At 43.8% G+C, this 2,552-nt stretch carries 3 protein-coding genes; all 3 read left to right on the top strand.

The window, feature by feature from the left end; translation table 11 throughout:
- The first annotated feature begins 167 nt into the window (after positions 1 to 167).
- Positions 168 to 617 (top strand): hypothetical protein, encoded by a 450-nt coding sequence (locus QZ327_RS14310; RefSeq protein WP_294620399.1) that lies wholly within the window; start codon positions 168 to 170, stop codon positions 615 to 617.
- Entirely contained in the window at positions 601 to 948 is a 348-nt protein-coding gene (gene tnpB / locus QZ327_RS14305; protein WP_294620397.1) for an IS66 family insertion sequence element accessory protein TnpB, read from the top strand. The genes QZ327_RS14310 and tnpB overlap by 17 nt, the downstream gene beginning before the upstream one ends.
- An 86-nt stretch (positions 949 to 1,034) precedes the next feature.
- Positions 1,035 to 2,552 (top strand): IS66 family transposase (locus tag QZ327_RS14300; RefSeq protein ID WP_294620395.1); only part of this gene is annotated, 1,518 nt, incomplete at its 3' end.

The raw sequence follows: 2,552 nt of genomic DNA, 5'->3' as shown, positions 1-2,552 counted from the left end.
CTCTCATATTTCCCTCTCAATCCTTTTATTCATCGTGCTTTCCGCTGTGAGAGCAAGTGTGATAGCAGAGTGAGGGCAGACGTTTGCCCTGTAAGCGTCTCGGTAAGCGTCTCCGCGATGCCGTCTTTTTTCTTCTCCCTTCTTCTTTTATCTTTGCCTTAAAAAAAATGAACGCTAACCCTTTATTTCCTTGCATCATCGAAGACTACAAGAATCATCTTCGTAGCCATTCCGAGTCTCATTTAAGTTTTCATGCTTTTTGTGGTAAATATAACGTTCGGATTGCCAGTGTATGCCAATGGATGCGTCGTCATGGTTTGGACATAAGCACTTTGCGTTATGAAGTCCTCTTGGAAAATTGTCATACGGACCCCGATCAGGTTCTTTCAACCATTTATCGGGAAACGAGATACACAATTCCTGATACCTCCTCTAAAGAACGTAAAACTCCGCCTTCTTCCAACGATATTCCGGTAGAAAACCGTATAAAAGGTGCAACTATTACTTTTCCCGACGGTATCATCGTGAACATTCAGCAGACGACTCCCTTCGCCCTGACCAAGTTCATAGAATCTTATAATAAACTAACCGACCGCTACCATGTTCAGCCTGAATGACTCCCTGAATTACTACCTATACCCTCGCTACATTCCTATGGGTAAAGGTATTGAAGCACTTTCCGAACTTATACGTTCTTGTACTTCCGCCAATCTCTTGAGTGGGGATGTTTACCTGTTTGTGAACAAGGGCAGAAATGTGATAAAAGCCCTCCGCTGGGATACCGATGGATTTATTTTATATCAGAAACGCCTGGAAACGGGTACATTCGAAATACCCCGTTTTAAGCCAGGTGAAGGCCTGTATAAGCTTGACTGGGAGATATTCTTTTTAATAATGAAGGGGATACCGCTTCGTTCCGTATCTTACAGAAAACGCTTTAGATTATAGTATAACGCGTTGTGTGCTAAATAGATAACAAATTAATAGTAGCATTTTTCCTTTGAATATACCTGCAGAATCCGTACCTTTACACCATGAATTCGAAACGGATAATCAGGTTATTGGAGGAGCAGCTCCGCTTTTCACGGGAACAGAATGCGCAAGCTGCAGAGCGGGAGAAGGTCTTGCTGGAGCAAAACCGTGCCATGGCCTTGCAAATCGAACTCCTTACCGAATCAGTCCGTTCACTGGAAGAGGCTTTGCTGGCAAAAGACGCCTCTGCGGGAAAAATACGGAACACATGCCGGGCACTGGGCAAACTGATAACCAACAAATCTGAAAAGATTGCCCCTGTCTCCCCTTCTTTAGCGGATAGCCCGAAAACGGAGTCTCCTTCCCCAAAAGAACGTGGAAACAATAATGCCAGGCGCAAGGAACACTTCGAACTGGAAATCCAGGAACACGATATTTATCCGTCCCTGCCCGACTTCCCTCTCGAACTGGCACGCTTTCTGAAAACAGTGGACTCTATCCGCTATGAATATATTCCTCCCCGTTATATCAAGCATGTCAATCACCTGCATTATTATTTGTATCAGGGAGGCATCGTGTATGGAAAACTACCTGCCACCCCGTTATTGAACTCCAGTTATGACGCATCCTTCATAGCCGGTATCCTCCAGCTGCGCTACATTTACTCCATGCCGGTAGAAAGGATTGTCAGCTTCTTTACCGAAAGCGGTTTTGAAATGAGCAAATCCACCGCACACGGACTGATAAAGAAAGCCGCACAATTGTTTGATATCCTCGAAGAGACGCTTAAAGAGGCCATTCTGGAGGATGAGTACCTGCACATGGATGAAACGTATTATACCGTCCTGGAAAAAGGTCCGAAGTCTACAACCGGAAAATCATCCTGCAAGGCATACATGTGGGCGGCTTTAGCCAGCCATACGAAACTGGTACACTTCTTTTATCAGAACGGTTCAAGGGCAAGGAAAGTACTGACCGATTATATCAGCCCCCACTACCGGGGAGCTATACAGTGTGACGGATTCTCAGATTATAAGATATTGGAAACGGATGAATATCCCCATGTGATCCGGCTGGCGTGTTTCCAGCATTGCAAACGTAAGTTTCTGGATATACCGGCAAACAGGGATGCACAGAGAATTATAGAAATTATCAACAAGCTTTACCAAAAGGAGCATGAAATACCACCCGAATATACATCCGAACAGATACTGGAGTACAGAAAGGAGTATGCACCACCCATATTGGAAGAGCTGAAGGAAAACCTACTTGCCATACAGGCTAAAAAAACGACTTTACCCAAAAGTAATTTGGGCAAAGCGGTCAATTATACCCTGAATGAATATCCGGCATTATGTAACTATATACTCAACCCCGAGTATGAATTGGACAATAATGCCATTGAGAGGATTAACAGATATATAAGCCTGAGCAGAAGAAACTCACTGTTTTGCGGAAGTCACCAGGGAGCAAAAAGGGCAGCATTGATATATTCACTGGCATGTTCATGCAGACTAAATGGGATTAATACATTTGAATACTTCAAAGACATATTAAACAAATTTGTGATGGTAAATCCC

The sequence above is a fragment of the uncultured Bacteroides sp. genome (assembly GCF_910578895.1).
Lineage (GTDB): Bacteria > Bacteroidota > Bacteroidia > Bacteroidales > Bacteroidaceae > Bacteroides.
This window is presented reverse-complemented; position numbering and strand designations above follow the sequence as displayed.

Coding starts and splice junctions, on each gene's coding strand:
- QZ327_RS14310 (WP_294620399.1), top strand. CDS start 168: ATGAACGCTAACCCTTTATTTCCTTGCATCATCGAAGACTACAAGAAT.
- tnpB (WP_294620397.1), top strand. CDS start 601: ATGTTCAGCCTGAATGACTCCCTGAATTACTACCTATACCCTCGCTAC.